The 15,925-nt window shown below is 54.4% G+C and carries 17 protein-coding genes and 1 pseudogene; 5 read left to right on the top strand and 13 right to left on the bottom strand.

What is annotated here, in order from left to right:
* Positions 1–18 precede the first annotated feature (18 nt).
* Positions 19–156 carry a small, acid-soluble spore protein L gene (gene sspL / locus GC56T2_RS06525; RefSeq protein WP_020959474.1) on the top strand — a complete coding sequence of 46 codons (138 nt, stop codon included), beginning with the start codon at positions 19–21 and terminating at the stop codon, positions 154–156.
* A 36-nt stretch (positions 157–192) separates the two neighbouring features.
* Here sspL and acnA read toward each other — a convergent pair whose 3' ends face one another.
* Positions 193–2,913 (bottom strand): aconitate hydratase AcnA, encoded by a 2,721-nt coding sequence (gene acnA, locus GC56T2_RS06520; protein WP_144973895.1) that lies wholly within the window; start codon positions 2,911–2,913, stop codon positions 193–195.
* 234 nt (positions 2,914–3,147) lie between these two features.
* Here acnA and sspO point away from each other — a divergent pair, with 234 nt between their 5' ends.
* Complete coding sequence (gene sspO, locus GC56T2_RS06515) at positions 3,148–3,297, top strand: small acid-soluble spore protein O (protein ID WP_008879509.1); 150 nt, start codon at positions 3,148–3,150, stop codon at positions 3,295–3,297.
* Positions 3,298–3,368: 71 nt separating this feature from the next.
* Here sspO and GC56T2_RS06510 read toward each other — a convergent pair whose 3' ends face one another.
* Positions 3,369–3,629 carry a hypothetical protein gene (locus tag GC56T2_RS06510; protein WP_144973893.1) on the bottom strand — a complete coding sequence of 87 codons (261 nt, stop codon included), beginning with the start codon at positions 3,627–3,629 and terminating at the stop codon, positions 3,369–3,371.
* Between the two features lie 116 nt (positions 3,630–3,745).
* On the opposite strand from GC56T2_RS06510, the gene GC56T2_RS06505 reads away from it, so the two are divergent.
* Positions 3,746–3,892, top strand: a complete 147-nt coding sequence (locus GC56T2_RS06505) for a small acid-soluble spore protein P (RefSeq protein WP_011230843.1) — start codon at positions 3,746–3,748, stop codon at positions 3,890–3,892.
* A gap of 505 nt (positions 3,893–4,397) precedes the next feature.
* Here GC56T2_RS06505 and GC56T2_RS06500 read toward each other — a convergent pair.
* The 3 genes and pseudogenes from GC56T2_RS06500 to GC56T2_RS06490 all read right to left on the bottom strand — a co-directional run.
* Positions 4,398–4,538, bottom strand: a pseudogene (locus tag GC56T2_RS06500) (PTS lactose/cellobiose transporter subunit IIA); the annotation flags it as partial.
* Positions 4,539–4,544: 6 nt separating this feature from the next.
* Positions 4,545–4,889 (bottom strand): hypothetical protein, encoded by a 345-nt coding sequence (locus tag GC56T2_RS06495; RefSeq protein WP_144973891.1) that lies wholly within the window; start codon positions 4,887–4,889, stop codon positions 4,545–4,547.
* A 150-nt stretch (positions 4,890–5,039) separates the two neighbouring features.
* The gene (locus GC56T2_RS06490) at positions 5,040–5,690 is read right to left on the bottom strand and encodes a cell wall hydrolase (RefSeq protein ID WP_144973889.1); all 651 of its coding nucleotides are present in this window, start codon (positions 5,688–5,690) and stop codon (positions 5,040–5,042) included.
* Positions 5,691–6,118: 428 nt separating this feature from the next.
* Between GC56T2_RS06490 and GC56T2_RS06485 the strand changes: the two genes are divergently transcribed.
* A complete protein-coding gene (locus GC56T2_RS06485; RefSeq protein WP_033023234.1) occupies positions 6,119–6,553 on the top strand; it encodes a DUF2621 domain-containing protein in 435 nt (144 codons plus the stop codon).
* Between the two features lie 75 nt (positions 6,554–6,628).
* Here the strand turns inward: GC56T2_RS06485 and GC56T2_RS06480 are convergent, their stop codons facing one another.
* From GC56T2_RS06480 to GC56T2_RS06470, 3 genes are all read right to left on the bottom strand, one after another.
* Positions 6,629–7,108: a CcdC family protein gene (locus GC56T2_RS06480; RefSeq protein WP_370454532.1), complete on the bottom strand. Its 480-nt coding sequence runs from the start codon at positions 7,106–7,108 to the stop codon at positions 6,629–6,631.
* A 117-nt stretch (positions 7,109–7,225) separates the two neighbouring features.
* On the bottom strand, positions 7,226–7,582 hold the full coding sequence (locus tag GC56T2_RS06475; RefSeq protein ID WP_033023231.1) for a response regulator: 357 nt from the start codon (positions 7,580–7,582) through the stop codon (positions 7,226–7,228).
* 105 nt (positions 7,583–7,687) lie between these two features.
* Positions 7,688–8,395, bottom strand: coding sequence for a cytochrome c biogenesis CcdA family protein (locus tag GC56T2_RS06470; protein WP_144973887.1), 708 nt, complete (start codon positions 8,393–8,395; stop codon positions 7,688–7,690).
* Positions 8,396–8,753: 358 nt separating this feature from the next.
* On the opposite strand from GC56T2_RS06470, the gene GC56T2_RS06465 reads away from it, so the two are divergent.
* Complete coding sequence (locus tag GC56T2_RS06465; RefSeq protein ID WP_033023226.1) at positions 8,754–8,933, top strand: aspartyl-phosphate phosphatase Spo0E family protein; 180 nt, start codon at positions 8,754–8,756, stop codon at positions 8,931–8,933.
* A gap of 85 nt (positions 8,934–9,018) precedes the next feature.
* Here the strand turns inward: GC56T2_RS06465 and GC56T2_RS06460 are convergent, their stop codons facing one another.
* The 5 genes from GC56T2_RS06460 to tkt all read right to left on the bottom strand — a co-directional run bounded on the left by GC56T2_RS06460 (position 9,019) and on the right by tkt (position 15,856).
* On the bottom strand, positions 9,019–10,797 hold the full coding sequence (locus GC56T2_RS06460; RefSeq protein WP_144973885.1) for an ABC transporter ATP-binding protein: 1,779 nt from the start codon (positions 10,795–10,797) through the stop codon (positions 9,019–9,021).
* Complete coding sequence (locus GC56T2_RS06455; RefSeq protein WP_144973883.1) at positions 10,794–12,557, bottom strand: ABC transporter transmembrane domain-containing protein; 1,764 nt, start codon at positions 12,555–12,557, stop codon at positions 10,794–10,796. Before GC56T2_RS06455 ends, GC56T2_RS06460 begins: the two co-directional genes overlap by 4 nt.
* A gap of 122 nt (positions 12,558–12,679) precedes the next feature.
* Complete coding sequence (locus GC56T2_RS06450; RefSeq protein ID WP_033023223.1) at positions 12,680–12,892, bottom strand: YneF family protein; 213 nt, start codon at positions 12,890–12,892, stop codon at positions 12,680–12,682.
* Between the two features lie 90 nt (positions 12,893–12,982).
* Positions 12,983–13,420: a sporulation inhibitor of replication protein SirA gene (gene sirA / locus GC56T2_RS06445; RefSeq protein ID WP_144973881.1), complete on the bottom strand. Its 438-nt coding sequence runs from the start codon at positions 13,418–13,420 to the stop codon at positions 12,983–12,985.
* Between the two features lie 429 nt (positions 13,421–13,849).
* A complete protein-coding gene (tkt, locus tag GC56T2_RS06440) occupies positions 13,850–15,856 on the bottom strand; it encodes a transketolase (protein ID WP_144973879.1) in 2,007 nt (668 codons plus the stop codon).
* Between the last annotated feature and the right edge of the window lie 69 nt (positions 15,857–15,925).

The raw sequence follows: 15,925 nt of genomic DNA, 5'->3' as shown, positions 1-15,925 counted from the left end.
CAAGTGGAGGTGAAAACGATGGCGAAAAACGGCGGCCGCAATCGCGGCACGAAGGCGCCGGGCGTCAACCCGCAAGGCTTCGGCCAAGATGGAACGCTTACTCCGGACCCGAAAAGCAAGCTCGAAAACGCGGCGAAAAAGCTCAACACAAAATAAAGCAGGCTTCCCGATGCGGAAGCCTGCTTTTTGTCGTTATTGCTTCACTTTCGCCAATTTTTCGCGCAGCACCATTTGCAAAATGCCGCCGTGGCGGTAGTAGTCGATTTCGACTTCGCTGTCAAAGCGGACGATCACGTCAAACTCTTTTTTCTCACCCGTCTCTGGGTTCGTCGCCGTCACTTTGACAAGATCGCGCGGTTTGACGTTTTCATCGATGTGAATGTCAAACACTTCTTTGCCCGTCAAGCCGAGCGTTTCCGCGTTTTCGCCTTCTTTGAATTGCAGCGGCAGAACGCCCATCAACACGAGGTTCGAGCGGTGGATGCGCTCAAAGCTTTCGGCGATAACCGTCTTGATGCCGAGCAAGAACGTCCCTTTCGCCGCCCAGTCGCGCGAGCTGCCCATGCCGTAGTCTTTGCCGGCGACGACGACAAGCCCGGTGCCGTCCTGTTTGTATTTCATGCACGCGTCATAAATCGACATCACTTCACCGGTCGGCCAGTACGTCGTGTAGCCGCCTTCCGTGCCCGGCGCGATTTGGTTGCGGATGCGGATGTTGGCAAACGTGCCGCGCATCATCACTTCATGGTTGCCGCGCCGCGAACCATATGAGTTGAAGTCTTTCGGCTCGACGCCTTTCGAGATCAAATATTGGCCGGCTGGCGTGTTTTTGCCGATCGAACCGGCTGGTGAAATATGGTCGGTCGTGACTGAATCGCCGAATTTGCCGACGACGCGCAAGCCGGTAAGCGGTTCAACTTGACGCACATCCGGGGACAGCCCTTCAAAGAACGGCGGATTTTGGATGTACGTCGAGTTTTCGTCCCATTGGTAAAGCGGCTCATCCGTCGTCTCGATGGCGTTCCAGCGCGGATTGCCGTCGAACACGCGCTCATATTCTTTGCGGAACAGTTCCGGATCGACCGCTTGCTTGACGACGTCTTTCACTTCTTCCATCGACGGCCAAATGTCGCGGAAGTAAACGTCATTGCCGTCTTTGTCTTTGCCGATCGGCTCGTTGAGCAGATCGATGTCGACCGTGCCGGCGAGCGCATAGGCGACGACCAGCGGCGGCGACGCCAAATAGTTGCCTTTCACTAGCGGATGGATGCGGCCTTCAAAGTTCCGGTTGCCGGACAGAACGCTTGTGACAAGCAAATCGCTTTCCGCGAGCGCTTTTTCGAGCTCCGGCGCGAGCGGGCCGGAGTTGCCGATGCACGTGGTGCAACCGTAGCCGACGATGTTGAAGCCGAGCTGCTGGAGATACGGCAGCAAGCCCGAGTCACGCAAGTAGCCGGTGACGACTTTCGAGCCCGGCGCAAGCGACGTTTTCACGTATTTCGGCACTTGCAAGCCTTTTTCCACCGCTTTTTTCGCCACCAAACCAGCCGCCACAAGGACGTATGGGTTGGACGTATTCGTACAGCTCGTGATCGCCGCGATGACGACCGCGCCCGTTTTCAGCTTGACTTGTTCACCGTTCAGCTCGACGGTAATTTCCCGCTCCAAATCCGCTTCCGTCAGGCCGAAGCCTTGGTTGCCTTGCGGCGCTTTCACCGCTTCGCGGAACGATTGTTTCATTTTCGAGAGCGGGATCAAATCTTGCGGCCGTTTCGGTCCGGACAAGTTCGTTTCGATTTCCGACAAATTGATTTCGACGACGTCCGTAAACACCGGCTCCGGCGCGTCCGGCGTGTAGAACAAGCCGTTCGCTTTGCAGTACGCTTCAACGACTTGAACGTGATGTTCGTCGCGGCCGGTCAAGCGCAAATAGTCGAGCGCTTCAGCATCGACCGGGAAGAAGCCGCACGTCGCTCCATACTCCGGTGCCATGTTGGCGATCGTTGCCCGGTCGGCAAGCGGCAAGGTCGCCACGCCCGGTCCGAAAAATTCGACGAATTTACCGACAACGCCTTTTTTCCGGAGCACTTGCGTCACCTTAAGCGCCAAGTCGGTGGCCGTCGCTCCGTCCGGCAACTTGCCCGTCAGGCGGACGCCGACGACTTCTGGCACTGGGAAGTAGGACGGTTGGCCGAGCATGCCAGCTTCCGCTTCGATGCCGCCGACGCCCCAGCCGAGGACGCCGATGCCGTTGATCATCGTCGTATGCGAGTCCGTGCCGACGAGCGTATCCGGGAACGCTTCGTATTCGCCGTTTTCCCCTTCGACTGCATGAACGACGCTAGCCAAATATTCCAAGTTCACTTGGTGGACGATTCCTGTAGCCGGCGGAACAGCCCGATAGTTGTTAAACGCTTTTTGCGCCCATTTCAAAAACTTGTACCGCTCGGCGTTCCGTTGAAATTCCAAGTCCATGTTGTACTCGAGCGCATCGTCCGACCCGTAACGGTCGACTTGCACCGAGTGGTCGATGACGAGATCGACCGGAATTTCCGGGTTAATTTCATACGGATCTCCGCCCAAATCGGCCATCGCTTTGCGCATGGAAGCCAGATCGACGACGGCAGGCACGCCGGTGAAGTCTTGCAAAATGACGCGCGACGGCTTAAACGGCACGTCGATCTCTTTCATTTCCGGCGTTCCCCATTTCGCCAAGTTCTCGACGTGCTCTTTCGTAATGACGCGGCCGTCGACTTGGCGAAGCACCGATTCAAGCAACACTTTGATCGAGTACGGCAGGCGGCTCACCTGACCGATGCCCGCTTCTTCAAGCGCTTGCAAGCGGTAATAATTGTATTTTTTACCGTTGACTTCGAATGAAGAGCGGGCGTTGAATACATCTTGTTTCGCCATATGTACAACCCCCTTCACTTCACAATAATACTATACTATTTTTTTGCGCAAAAGTCGAAAAAATCGTATCCATTCTCGCATTCCTCGCAAAGCTTGGCACGACTTTATCTTATTATAAAACGGGAAGGACTGTAAATCATGGATTTCTAATGACCTTCCTCCTTGTTTTCTTATCACGCCCTAGTCGGAATAATCCCCTTGTTTCATCACAAACTACAACCGGAGGTGAACGAAATGGCCAAACGAAAAGCCAATCACGTCATTCCCGGTATGAACGCGGCCAAAGCGCAAGGAATGGGCGCCGGCTACAACGAAGAGTTTTCCAATGAACCGCTGACCGAAGCGCAGCGCCAAAACAACAAAAAACGAAAAAAGAACCAGTAGCGTGGCGGCCGCTCCGCCATCCCGGCCTGCCATAGCGCACAAAAAAGGGAATGTCCGCCGCCGGCATTCCCTTACTCGTTTTGATTGATTTCCTCCACAATGGCCTGCAAGTCGCTGCGAAATTTCTCGAGCTGCACGCGCTGTGTTTCCGAGGCGACTTCGAGCGCGTTTTCAATTTGGGCGAACGCCTCGTTGACTTCCTGACGCAGATGGGCCAGCTGGTGGCCGTAGTCGGCTTGATCGCGCACCAAGTGATCGTGCCATTCTTTCGCTTCCATCGTCGCCTTTTGCGCCGCTTGAAACGCGTCCTGTTTCGTTTTATGATACACCATCGCTCGTCCCTCCTTCGCGGTCGTTCACTACTTATCGTTTCAAACTGGGCGCAAATTATGCGCTGAATAAGCGAAAGCACAACGCCGCATGCTAACGGACAAAGGAGGGACAACCAATGACAAACAAAAACGATGGCAAAGATATGCGCAAAAACGCGCCAAAAGGCGACAATCCCGGGCAGCCGGAGCCGCTTGACGGTTCGAAAAAAGTGAAAAACCGCAACCATACGCGGCAAAAGCATAATACAAGCCACGACATGTAAACGTCTTGGAGCGGCGCTGACCGCTTCGGCCCGGTCATAGGGCGCCGCTCCCTTGTTTTGTTCGTCTGTCGTCGCTTGTTCACACCTTGAACCGGATTGTACTTCCGGCGTTGCTTTTGGACACTGGTGTTTCGCCGCGGTCTCAATGAGTTTACGTAATAACATTATGGTATACAAAATCGATTTGCTTTTCTGCCCCCTTGCCTAGATGACTGATGAAAAACGGTTGTTTCTCTATAAACGATGGGGGGAGCGTGTGAAAGGCGATACCGATGCGACAGGGTTTTTCTATTTGAGAAACGAGGCCGGTAAACGGCCTGCTTCCTTCAATCACCGGCCTTCTAGGAGGCTGGTGATTGAATCGTAAATACGGCTTTACCGTGTCATTTCTCAATTCGAAAAACCTTGTTGCATCGATTCTGCTTTTCGTCTATTCTCCCCATTGAGTAAGGGAATCAGCCGTTTTTCACCGTTCTCCCAGACGATCGCGGGCAAGGGGAACCGCTTACGGAGTCATTCGTTCGTACAGTTCGATAAATTCCGCGGCCAGCTCTTTGACCGCCATCGCGGTCATTAAATGGTCTTGAGCGTGCACCATGAGCAGTGTCACAACGGTCGATTGCCCGCCGGCTTCTTGTTGCAGCAGCGATGCTCAGTCCAACCCGAGAACGAGAGCCAACTCTTCAGCGCTCACCCACCGCTTCCCATTCCGTTCCCATTCTTGCAGCGTTTCGTAGACAAGATCCACTCTTTTCACAGCCGCTCCCCCCTTGATCAACACATTCGCAACCGCACCGGCAAACTCCTGCCGGCTTCCCGCGGAAACGTTGGACCGATCCGCCGCCCTTCCTTGGCCGGACACCGCTACACCGGTCGAAAAGCGCCCGCCTTTGTCAGCGGTGTCATGACCGTCAGTGCGAAAACATCGAGAACACGGTTGACCCTCACGAAGCCAGAAAAACTCCGCTTTTTTCTCAACAACATGGCGGCGGAACATGTTTTTCCCCGCCCTAGCATGAACATCACAACTCGTCGAAGAGCGATTTTCGTAGAAAAAAAGAGCGTCCCCAAAAGCGGGGAAACGCTCTCCTCTTTGTCGATCGGCTGTGCTTTACTCAACCGGCCATCCTTTTTGAAGCCGAACCGTTTATTTCGTAAAGACGTGATGCCCAATGCGAATCGTCACCGGGCGCGACAACATCCATTTGTCTTTGGTGATTTTCGGATTGTAGAAATAAAGTGAGCCGCGGCGGTCGCTCGGAAACAAGGCCAACGCCTTGTCAACGGCCGCGTAATCTTGCTTGGTCGGCCGAATACGGGTCAACTTTCCCGTTTTGACCGGCACAAACGCATAACCGGATTTCGTCTTTTGATAAATGACGCCGCGCACCGTTTTTGGAAACTCCGGGTGCGTTGTGCGGTTGAAAACGACAAGCGCCACTTCCACCTTGCCGGCAAACGGCTCGCTCGAACCGGTTTCCGCCTGCACCAACTGAGCGAGCAGCTTCCGGTCGGCGGCGCTTAATGAGATCGATTTCTTCTTTGCCGGCGCCGAAGCCGTCCGCTTCCCTGCCGCCGGAACCTTCAGCCGTTCTCCAGCGTAAATGAAGTCATGCTTTAAGCCGTTTAGTGCGCGCAGCGATGAAACGGTCGTATGGTATCGCTTGGCGATCGCTGACAGCGTATCGCCCTTTTTTATTTGATAGTATGTATACGAGCCAGCCGCTTCCGTCGTCGGCCCCTGCCAGCCGAACGCCAGAAAACAGGCGGCAGCGAGCGCGATCATCGTCTTTTTCATTCCTTCGATCCCTCCCTAGTTCTCCACGTTCCGCCTAGCTTCTTTGTCTATTAGATAGATTAGCAGGCGGCAGGAAGGACGTCACTGTCTATCATTTCCATTCCTATCTAGGCTTACCTTGCGAACGCTTGTTGTTCTAAGGCGGGACAAGCTTTTTTACAGTTGCGTTACAGTTGCGTTACGATCGATGACAGGCGCCCCTATCGGTTTCTTTGTGGCGAAACAGCGGGAGCGCGTTTTGAGCCGAGGCGGCGCCAAACTTGCCAAACAGCACGCTTTTCGACATAATAATAGACGAATCTTGCGCCAAATCCAGCCGGAAAGCGGGATCGCCTTTTGGTTGGAATACGACCCGGCGGCCGTCGCACCCAATGGCTTGACAGGGCAAAGGGCGCATAGCACCGAATTAACGCATGGGAGTGGGGATCATGCTGACGGGATGGTTTCTCTGGTTTATTCTGTTTTGGGTCGTTTTTTTGCTCGTCATGATGTCCATTGGCGGCTTTTTCATGTTCCGCAAGTTTTTAAAGCGACTGCCGAAAGAAGACGGAAAATCGGAGCTGGACTGGCAGGAGTATTACATTGAACAGACGCGCCATTTATGGGGGGAAGAAGAAAAAGCGCTTCTTGAGGAACTCGTTCGCCCCGTGCCCGAATTGTTCCGTGACGTCGCGCGGCAAAAGATCGCCGGCAAAATCGGTGAACTTGCCTTGAAGGAACAGGCGCCGCGCATCACGCGCGACCTGTTGATTCGCGGTTACATCATCGCAACGCCGAAGCGCGACCATAAATTTTTGATTCGGACATTGCAGGCGAAAAACATCGATCTCGCTCCTTATCAGCATTTGCTAGAAAGCCGCTGACCGTCCCTCGCATTCCCGAAAAAGCGGTTCGCGAGCGTAAAAAAGCGCCCCGCTCGTTTTTCGGGACGCCATCATTTATGTGAGGACCGGCGGCTTCAACCGCGCGGCCAGCTTCCGATATGAAACGTACATGGCAATTCGCCACGGGACGATCATCGAAAACGCCAGCAAGTAAAACATTCCGCTTAATTGGCGGTAATCAATCGTCCGCCCTAAATACGTTTTCAAACCGAGGCGAATGATGATCAACCCAAGCAAAATCCAAATGAACGCCTTCGAACGTTTCAAATAAATGTCATGGCCGCGAACTTCAAATTTCGATGTTTTGATGAGGAACAACGAAAAAAACAACCCGAGAACGACCGCTTCGATGAGCTCGCCGCGCGTGACCCGGAACACCGGATCAATGAACATCAGCGCGCCGGTGCTCATAAACAGCGGCGGCAAAATGATTTTTTTGGCGTTGGTCGGCTTTTCCGACGCCTTTATGCGCACAAAGAAGATGAAAAACGCCATCACGACGGCGATGAGCGAGGTAAAGAGCGTCAAAGCCATCACCTTCTTCCGACAAAAGTAGCTGGACAACGTTATTATAGCAAAAACCGTTTCGCTTGCCTACCACCGCGCGTGCCGATTATACCCAGAAACTCCCTTTCCCAAGTGCAAGTCTTTTTATAAAAGGCGGGCGACCGCTTCCAGCACGCGTTGTTCTTCGAATGGCTTGACGATGAAATCCGCCGCCCCCGCCTCGACCGCTTCCACGACCATGCGCTGCTGGCCGAGCGCCGAGCAGATGATGATTTTCGCTCCCGGATCCAACTCCTTGATCGCCCGCACCGCCTCGATGCCGTTCATCACCGGCATCGTGATGTCCATAATGACGAGATCGGGGCGCAGACGACGGTACAATTCCACCGCATCCTTGCCGTTTTCCGCCTCGCCGGCCACCTCATGATGCCCCTTCTGCAAAATGCGCGCCAACGTTACCCGCATGAACTTCGCGTCATCGACCACTAAAACAGAAGCCATATTCCACTCTCTCCTTTTCCACGAAAATCTTGTAAAATCAAAACATGAGCGCCTTCATTGCTCGGTCAAAGGCGACATAGCGCTTTCCACGAAAATGTTGTAAAATCAAAACCCGGTAAAGCCGCCAAACAAGCTCGTCGCATACCCAATCAGTTTCGTCATCCAATCAAAATACAAAATCACGCCCATCGCGATCATGACATAGCCGCCCGCTTTCATCATGGACGCGCTATGGCGATGAATCCATTGCAGCTTGCCAAGGAAAAACGACAGTACGAAAAACGGGACGGCAAAACCGAGCGCATAAGCGAGCATATAGAGGATTCCCGACCCGGGATGGGTGGCCGCCAGCGCCACGACAGCCACTAAAATCGGGCCCATGCACGGCGTCCAACCGGCGGCAAACGCCATGCCGATCAGCATCGAGCCGACATAGCCGGAGGGCCGCTCACGAAACGATACACGCCGATCTTGCAGCAAAAATCCCGGCTTCCATACCCCGGCCACGACGAGACCGAGCGCGGTGATCACCACGGCGCCGATTTGCCGAATCGCATCTTGGTAATCGACAAACAAGCGGCCGATTAGCGAGGTGCCGAAGCCGAGCGAAACAAAAATGAGCGAAAATCCGAGCAAAAAACAACCCGTATGCCATAGGCTGCGGCGATTGAGCATCGCGTTTTCTTCTTTCAGCTCGCTGACCGACATGCCGGTAATATAGGATAAAAACGCCGGATAAAGCGGCAGAGTGCACGGGGAAAGAAATGACAAAAATCCGGCGCCAAATGCGAGAAACACATTCAATTGATTCACGGGCGAATTCACTCCTAGTCGTTTCTATAATTAAGTTGCCATTTTGTTTTCCATCCCGCTGACTACTCTCATAACGGCTTGTACTTCGATGAAACCCGCAACGAAAAATCGGAAATTCTCATTTTGTTTTACGTAGCATTGCTCGCTCTTTTTGTCACCTTGCCAGCTTGTTAGATGATAAAGACGGGACATGGAGATCGGAAATGGTTTATTACAATCGATCTATATTTCTATTTTAGCAAAAATGCGCCCTTTCGTATAATGCGTTTCTCATGTTTTTTGGACAATTTTTCTATTTTCCATTTTTGTATTCATTGGTAAAATAGTATAAAATACAAGAGGAAAAGGGCGATTTTTCGTGCCAAAACAAAGCTTATTGACATTGATTGAACAAAAACGGATGGAGCTTGTCGATATCGTCGCCAAAACCGGCCTGAACTCGCCGGCCGCCATGAAAATCAGCAAAGAACTCGACACGCTGCTCAACGCCTATCAGCGCGAGCAAAGAAACGAACGAAAGCAAAGCGCCTCCCGCTAAAGCGGAACCGGCGCTTTTTCTTTGCCCAAAAGCGCCCATCGAACGCTGCCGGCGGCCAAAACGAAAAACCTTGCCGATGCTCCGCCTAGCGGCGGGCATCGACAAGGCCGTTTTGCAGCAAATACATTTGATAATAAATCCCCCGTTGCGCCAAGAGCTGCTGGTGCGTGCCGCGCTCAACGATTTCGCCGCGCTTTAGGACGAAAATTTGATCCGCGTCTTGAATGGTGGACAAACGGTGGGCGATCACCAGCGTCGTCCGCCCTTTTCGCATTCGCGCGAGCGCTTCTTGAATCGCTTCCTCGGTTTCTGTGTCAATATGGGCAGTCGCTTCATCGAGCACCAAAATTTTCGGATCGGCAGCGATCGTGCGTGCAAAGGAAAGAAGCTGGCGCTGACCGCTCGATAACGTCGCCCCGCGCTCAGCGAGCACATGGTCGTAGCCCCCCGGCAGCCGCTCAATGAACGGCTCGGCTTGCACCAATCGGGCGGCCGCCCTCACCCGCTCCTCATCGATGGCTTCGTTGTACATGCGAATGTTGTCCCGCACCGTTCCGTAAAACAAAAACGGATCTTGCAAGACAAGGCCTAGCCGGCGGCGGAGCTCGGCGCGCGAATAATCGCGGATCGACCGGCCGTCAAGCAAAATATCGCCGCGGTCAAACTCGTAAAAGCGCATGAGCAAGTTGATGATCGAGCTTTTGCCGCTGCCCGTATGGCCGACAAACGCGACCGTCTGTCCGGGATGAATCACAAATGACACGCGCTTGATGACATCTCGTTTGCCATCGTAAGAAAAACTGACATCGCGAAACTCAATTTCACCGCGCTCGATCGTATACGGAGCTTGTTCCGGATGAAACGGCGCCTCCTCCTCGCGGTCAAGAAGGGCAAAGACGCGCGAGGCGGAAACGATCGCCTGTTGATACAGCGACAGGCGCATCATCATTTGCGTTACCGGCTCAAAAAAACGCTCCAAATAGTTGACAAAAGCGTAGAGCACGCCGATCTCAACCGGGCTTTCGAGCGCAGAAATGCCAAAAAAGCCAAGCACAACCATAATCGAAGCCATATAGATCACATCGATCGCCGGCCGAAGCAGCAGCCCGTCAAGGCGGATGTTTCGCATCCCTGCCCGGTAGTGCGCCTCGTTCACAGCCGCGAACTCCCGGTAGAGGCGCTGCTGTTGACGAAACGCTTGAATGATGGCCATCCCTTGCAACGACTCATTCAATTTGGCATTCAGTTCGCTCAGCCGCTCGCGCATGTCTTGATAAAATACCGAGCTGTAACGGCGATACGTGCGCATAATGAGCGCGATGGCCGGCAGAATGAACAGGCAAAACAACGCGAGCCGGACGTTGAGCACAAACATGGCGATAAACACGCCAATGACAAACAGACCGTTTTGCACAAACACCGCTAAAACGCTAATAAACATGTCTTTGATGGCTTCCGTGTCATTCGTGACCCGCGAGACGATGCTGCCGCCTGGCGTTCGGTCGAAATAGCTCATCCCAAGGCGGTGCACCTTGGAAAACACGTCCATCCGCAACGCTTGAATAATATATAAAGCGAGCCGCTGAAATTCAACAAGCTGAAAGTACGTGATCACGGTTTTCGCCCCGAGCACGCCGAGATAAGCGGCAGCCAACGCCGCCACCGGCTCAAAAGCCAGGCGGCCCGGCATGAGATAATCATCGATGAACACCTTCACCAAGTACGGTCCGGCAAGCTCGCCGGCCGTGGACAAAAGAAGAAGGAAAAACGCAAGCGCGGCTTCCTTTTTGTATCTTCCCATGTAAGAAAGCAACCGCCAAAGCACCCGCCGCTGTTCTTTGGCCGTCAACGTCTGCCCGTTCATGCCATCCCTCCGATCTGTGGTCCTTCCACGAACGCTTCGAGCTGTTGGCGCTGATGCATGTCGCGATACCAGCCGTCTTCGGTCACAAGCTTCTCGTGGGTTCCGGCCTGCACGATTCGTCCGCCATCGAGCACCACGATCCAATCGGCATGCTCGACCGCGCTTAAACGATGAGCGGCGATGATCGTCGTTTTGCCGCGCCGCTCTTGTTTTAAGGCGGCCAAAATGCGCGCTTCCGTTTTCGCGTCAACCGCCGACAACGCGTCGTCCAAAATGAGCACTTCCGGATTTGTCAACAGCGCCCGTGCGATCGACAACCGCTGTTTTTGTCCGCCTGACAAAGAAACGCCGCGCTCGCCGACAACGGTCGCATAGCCGTCTGGAAATTGAAGAATGTCCTCATGAATATGGGCGAGCTGCGCCGCCCGCACGATTTCCTTTTCCTCAGCCTCCGGTTGGGCGAAGGCGATATTGTCGCGCACGGAAGCCGAAAACAAAAAATGGTCTTGCGGCACGTAACCGATCGCCGAGCGGAGCGCCGACAGCGTGTAACCGCGAATGTCGCGGCCGCCGAAGCGAATTTCTCCGTCATAGCCGTCAAACTCGCGCAGCAACAGACGAAGCAGCGTCGTTTTCCCGGCCCCGGTTTTGCCGACAACGCCAAGCGTCGCCCCGCTCTTGAGCCGAAATCGAATGTCCGAAAGCGCCGTCCTCATCTCCCCAGGATAGGCGAACCGCTTGATGTCGTACTCGATGTCGCCGCGCGGGGGAACGTCGATGGCATCGGGAGCTTCCTGAATTTCATCCTGCTCGGCCAGCAGCGCCCGCACCCGGTCATACGAGGCGCGTCCGCGCTCAACGATGTTAAACAGCCAGCCGAACGCCAACATCGGCCAAATGAGCAAGCCGAGATAGGTGGTAAACGATACGAGCTCCCCAATCGTCAGTTCGCCGGTCAACACCATCTCGCTTCCAAACGCGACCGCGAGGAAAAACGACAGCCCGACAAGGAAGCCGATCGTCGGGTCAAAGAGCGCATCAATTTTGGCGACAGCGATATTTTTAGCCACCACATCTTCCGATTGACGGCGAAACGCCTCCACATCTTGTTTTTCATACCCAAACGCTTTGATCACCCGAATGCCGCTGATGCTTTCCTGCACTTTATCGTTGAGTGACGAGAACGCCTCTTGCGCCGTAACAAACCGCCGATGAAGGATCGCTCCGTAGCGGCTCGTCGCCACCGCCATCACCGGCAGCGGCAATAGACTGATGAAGGTCAACTTCCAGCTGATCGAAATCGCCATGGTCGCCAGCACAAATCCGCCGAGCGTCAGCGAATCGACAAGCGTCAAAATGCCGCTGCCGGCCGTTTGCTGGATCGCTTGCAAGTCATTGGTCGCGTGAGCCATCAGATCGCCGATCCGCTTCCGCTGGTAAAACGACGGCGACATCTTCGTAAAGTGTTCATACAGCTCATTGCGGAGCTGGCGAGTGAGCTTGACGGCCGCTCCGAAAATGCAAATGCGCCAAGCATAGCGAAGCCCATAGAGCGCCGCCGCCACAACGGCAAGGACGGCAAGCCAGCGAACAAGCACGCCGCGCGTCATCGTTCCATTTTTCATATGGTCAACCAAAATGCCGATCACTTTCGGCGGAACGGTTTCGAAAAAGGCGACGACCACAAGCAGCAACACACCGGTCATGTACGCTTTTTTCTCTTGGCGAAAAAACCAAAACAAGTCGCGAAACACGCGCACAGTCCCATCTCCTTCCTTCGATTGCCGAACAATCGCTATATCATTGTAACAAAAATGAAAAAATTTTGAAAGGACATTTTCGCAAAATAAAAAGACACTCTTCATCGAGTGTCTATGTTTCCTTATTTCAGCTGGTTGTTCATCATTTTCATCATCTGGTTGATTTTCTTCTGCGAAGGCGTCATGCCCATTTGCATCATCATCATCCGAATCATCTGTTCATTGATCGGCGGATTTTTTTTCAAATAATTGATCATCGTTTTACGGGCGATGAAAAACCCGATTGCCACACCGGCGATGAGCGCCAGCACGCCAACGAGAATCGTATCCCACATCGCAGCGATTTTCCTCCTTCTTGTTGTCTCTTTAACCAGTGTACTAAACGATGCGCCATTAGACAATATTCCGCCGCAAAAATCTTCACATTATGCGAATTTTCTCCCTGGCGCCGGCGCGCATAACCAATGGTAGTCAGCAAAATCGGCAGCCACCGCCAAAAACGTTGGCGCTAGTTTGGCGAGCGCCCGTCCGATGTCAGCAGCCAGCGCTGCGCTGTCGGCGACAAGCAACAGGCGGCGTTTTTGGACGACAAGGAGCGCTTCCTCGCCAGATTCATGGCGCAAAATGAACATATTGCGTTCCAAATTTTTGCCGACGCGTCCAGTGAACGATTGTTTCAAGCCGAGCTCGAGACGGGAAAACGACAACCGTTCGGTGATGAACTCCACTTGCTTGCGGCAAATCGCTTTTAACGGCGCTTTCGCGTGTTGATGCTCCCGTAGCAGTTCGACAATTTTTTCCGTCCGATGGCGATAATGCGCCGCCACTTCATCCTTCAACAAATAAATCCAATAACGAACCATGTTCGATCCCCCATTTCCGTTCCATCTGTTTTTATTATAGAAAAAGAAGGGGGAAAAATATGTCTATTGCCGGCAATTTTTTTCACTAACATTGTCGATTTTTGCGCGCAGCCTTTCAACCTGTGGCCGCTTGCGGCAAGGCTTGGCCCAGCCAGTTCAGCCGCGCCGCCGCGGCCCAACAACAAGCGGGTAACTGACGCGCGACATCCCGAACGTCGGCGAAGGCGGTTCAGCCGCACGGCCGCGGGCCAAAAAACAAGCCGCCCCTGCTGCGGCGCAAGGGCAGCTGTCCCGACTCTCTTCCGAATCTAACGAAGAAACTGGTCGATGTCCTCATCCGCCCAATGAACTAGGCGGTTGAGGTCGTCATCCGCCCAATAAACTAGGCAGTGGAGGTCGTCATCCGTCCGGAAGATCGGCTTTCTCCGCTCATTTTCCAAGCAGCGCTTTGACGCGGCGAACAACGTGGTCGACGGTAAAGCCGTACTCAGCCATGATTTTTTCTCCCGGTGCGGAGGCGCCAAACCGGTCGATGGCTAACACATCGCCCTCGTGACCGACGTAGCGCTCCCAGCCGAGCGAGGCGCCCATCTCAATGGCCAGCCGCTTCGTTACGGTCGGCGGGATCACTTCATCACGGTACGCTTTTGGCTGCGCTTCAAAGCGGTCCCACGATGGCATGCTGATGACGGAAACATGAATGCCTTCAGCAGCGAGCGCTTCTTGCGCGTTCACCGCCAGGCTGACTTCGGACCCGGTCGCCAAGAGCAGCGCCTCCGGAGCGCCGTTTTTCGCCGGTGAGACGACATAAGCGCCTTTTTTCACGCCTTCATACGCCAGCTCCGCCGTTTGCGGCAACGTTGGCACATCTTGGCGCGTCAACACGAGCGCAGTCGGCTTGTCTGTCGCTTCCAGCGCCAGCCGCCACGCTGCCGCGGTTTCATTGGCATCGGCCGGTCGGATGACCGACAAGTTTGGCATGGCGCGAAGCGAAGCAAGATGCTCCACCGGCTCGTGCGTCGGGCCATCTTCACCGACGGCGATGCTGTCATGCGTCAACACATACGTGACCGGCAGCCCCATGAGCGCCGCGAGTCGAATGGCCGGGCGCAAATAGTCGGAAAACACGAAGAACGTGCCCCCGAACACCTTCAATCCACCATGGAGCGCCATGCCGTTCAACGCCGCTCCCATGGCAAATTCGCGCACGCCAAACCAAATGTTGCGGCCCTCGTAGCTGCCCGGCAAGAAGTTGCCGCCGCCTTTGATGAGCGTTTTGTTCGAGCTCGCCAAGTCGGCCGAACCGCCAAACAATTGCGGCACCGCTTTAGCGATGGCGTTGATCACTTCCCCAGAAGACGAGCGGGTCGCTAGGCTTTTGCCCGCTTCATACACCGGCAGCACAGCTTCCCAGCCGGCAGGAAGCGTTCCTGCGATCGCTTGCTTCAACTGGGCGGCCAGCTCCGGATGCGCCTGTTCGTAAGCGGCAAAGAGCTCGTTCCATTCCGCTTCCTTTTTCGCTCCCGGTTCTTGCACGGTCTCCCGGAAATGAGCGTACACCTCTTCCGGCACGTAGAAATCTTCGGCGAACGTCCAGCGGTACGCTTCCTTCGTCAACTTCGCTTCTTCCGCGCCGAGCGGAGCGCCGTGAACGCCGGATGTGCCCGCTTTTGTCGGCGCACCGTAGCCGATCGTCGTTTTTACTTCAATGAGCGTCGGCCGGCTAAGATCGGCCCGTGCTTCTTCCAACGCTTTTGCGATTTCTTCAATGTTGTTGCCGTCCTCAACGCGCAAATATTGCCAGCCATAGGCTTGGAAGCGTTGGGCGACGTTTTCTGAGAACGACAAATTCAGCTCCCCGTCCAAGGAAATGTCGTTCGAGTCATACAGGACGATCAAGCGGCCGAGCTGTAAATGGCCGGCAAGCGACGCTGCCTCGCTCGCCACCCCTTCCATTAAATCGCCGTCGCCGCAAATCGCGTACGTATAGTGATCGATGATGGGAAACCCGTCGCGGTTGTAAGTCGCCGCCAAATGCCGCTCGGCCATCGCCATGCCAACGGCCATCGCAATTCCTTGCCCGAGCGGGCCGGTCGTTGCTTCCACTCCTGGCGTATGACCGTATTCCGGATGGCCCGGCGTCTTGCTTCCCCATTGGCGAAACTGTTTGAGATCGTCCATGGACACATCGTACCCGCTTAAATGAAGCAGGCTGTACAGCAGCATCGAGCCGTGCCCCGCTGACAGGACAAACCGGTCGCGGTTGAACCAGTTCGGATTGGCCGGATTGTGGTTCATCCATTTCGTCCAAAGCACATACGCCATCGGCGCCGCTCCCATCGGCATGCCCGGATGCCCAGATTTCGCCTTTTCGATCGCGTCGATCGACAGCGTTCGAATGGTGGTAATGGCTAATTCTTCGATTGAATGCGCCATCGTCTTCCTCCCTTTCATCAACATGGTGTCATTTACTATCATATAGAAAATGGGCTCCCTTGTACAACG

Source organism: Geobacillus sp. C56-T2 (assembly GCF_007829715.1).
GTDB classification, from domain to species: domain Bacteria; phylum Bacillota; class Bacilli; order Bacillales; family Anoxybacillaceae; genus Geobacillus; species Geobacillus icigianus.
Note: the sequence above shows the minus strand (reverse complement) of the source record. Positions and strands in the feature narration are given on the sequence as shown.

What these genes read in the sequence shown, in the direction of transcription:
- sspL (WP_020959474.1), top strand. Translation starts at nt 19, where the DNA reads ATGGCGAAAAACGGCGGCCGCAATCGCGGCACGAAGGCGCCGGGCGTC.
- acnA (WP_144973895.1), bottom strand. Translation starts at nt 2,913, where the DNA reads ATGGCGAAACAAGATGTATTCAACGCCCGCTCTTCATTCGAAGTCAAC.
- sspO (WP_008879509.1), top strand. Translation starts at nt 3,148, where the DNA reads ATGGCCAAACGAAAAGCCAATCACGTCATTCCCGGTATGAACGCGGCC.
- GC56T2_RS06510 (WP_144973893.1), bottom strand. Translation starts at nt 3,629, where the DNA reads ATGGTGTATCATAAAACGAAACAGGACGCGTTTCAAGCGGCGCAAAAG.
- GC56T2_RS06505 (WP_011230843.1), top strand. Translation starts at nt 3,746, where the DNA reads ATGACAAACAAAAACGATGGCAAAGATATGCGCAAAAACGCGCCAAAA.
- GC56T2_RS06495 (WP_144973891.1), bottom strand. Translation starts at nt 4,889, where the DNA reads ATGTTCCGCCGCCATGTTGTTGAGAAAAAAGCGGAGTTTTTCTGGCTT.
- GC56T2_RS06490 (WP_144973889.1), bottom strand. Translation starts at nt 5,690, where the DNA reads ATGAAAAAGACGATGATCGCGCTCGCTGCCGCCTGTTTTCTGGCGTTC.
- GC56T2_RS06485 (WP_033023234.1), top strand. Translation starts at nt 6,119, where the DNA reads ATGCTGACGGGATGGTTTCTCTGGTTTATTCTGTTTTGGGTCGTTTTT.
- GC56T2_RS06480 (WP_370454532.1), bottom strand. Translation starts at nt 7,108, where the DNA reads ATGGCTTTGACGCTCTTTACCTCGCTCATCGCCGTCGTGATGGCGTTT.
- GC56T2_RS06475 (WP_033023231.1), bottom strand. Translation starts at nt 7,582, where the DNA reads ATGGCTTCTGTTTTAGTGGTCGATGACGCGAAGTTCATGCGGGTAACG.
- GC56T2_RS06460 (WP_144973885.1), bottom strand. Translation starts at nt 10,797, where the DNA reads ATGAACGGGCAGACGTTGACGGCCAAAGAACAGCGGCGGGTGCTTTGG.
- GC56T2_RS06450 (WP_033023223.1), bottom strand. Translation starts at nt 12,892, where the DNA reads ATGTGGGATACGATTCTCGTTGGCGTGCTGGCGCTCATCGCCGGTGTG.
- sirA (WP_144973881.1), bottom strand. Translation starts at nt 13,420, where the DNA reads ATGGTTCGTTATTGGATTTATTTGTTGAAGGATGAAGTGGCGGCGCAT.
- tkt (WP_144973879.1), bottom strand. Translation starts at nt 15,856, where the DNA reads ATGGCGCATTCAATCGAAGAATTAGCCATTACCACCATTCGAACGCTG.